This is a genomic window from Luteimonas sp. A649 (assembly GCF_054072735.1).
The window spans coordinates 1-651 of record NZ_JBSVRQ010000022.1; the positions used below are offsets into that span (position 1 = coordinate 1).

Below are 651 nucleotides of genomic sequence, written 5' to 3' on the forward strand. Positions count from 1 at the left end.
AAGGCATGGCAGGAAAAGCTTGCCATGCCTTTGGCTCCACTACGCGGTTCGGCTTAACTCAGGCGTTAGAGGTCACTATGATTGACCGTGAGGCACGCGATAGATTTGCGCAGGCGATTCGAGCTTTGGTTGCCGGCACCATCACCAACGACGAGTTTGAGGATGTGCGGCTCCCCGCTCTGGACACCGCCGATCCAGCCATAACGGCGATCTATCAAGAAGGAGCCTGGCACCTGTACTCGGACTTGGAAGAGCATCGGCTTCGGGGCAAGCACGCAATCTCCCGCAAAGACAAATCCCATGTCGCTCGTTGGGTGCTGTTCCTGAAAACAGACTTGCCATATGAGTGGCCGGAGCTCCGTGGCGCTCGCTTCTTTGCTCTCGGACTCGCCAATCTGTTCACTCTAGGAATCGCCAACCGCTTCTATGTAAAGTGGTTCAAGCAGCAGGGAGAGATAGATATCTGGCCGTTCATCCGCCACGAGGACTATGCGGCTGCACTCGAGCGCCCAGTGTACTTGGGGGTGACCTCTAACAATTCATTCAAGCCGACACCGCTTCGCGGCGCGGCTTAACTCAGGCGTTAGGCCTTGTTTCCCGCACTGTCGGTGGCAAGGTCCAGGCGGGCTCAAGCATCTCGCTCACCCACGG

The 651-nt window shown here is 57.3% G+C and carries 1 protein-coding gene; it reads left to right on the plus strand.

Annotated elements, in window-relative coordinates; all coding sequences use genetic code 11:
• Positions 1 to 575: hypothetical protein (locus tag ACW5E8_RS14800; protein WP_456966306.1), on the plus strand; the 575-nt coding region annotated here is incomplete at its 5' end.
• Between the last annotated feature and the right edge of the window lie 76 nt (positions 576 to 651).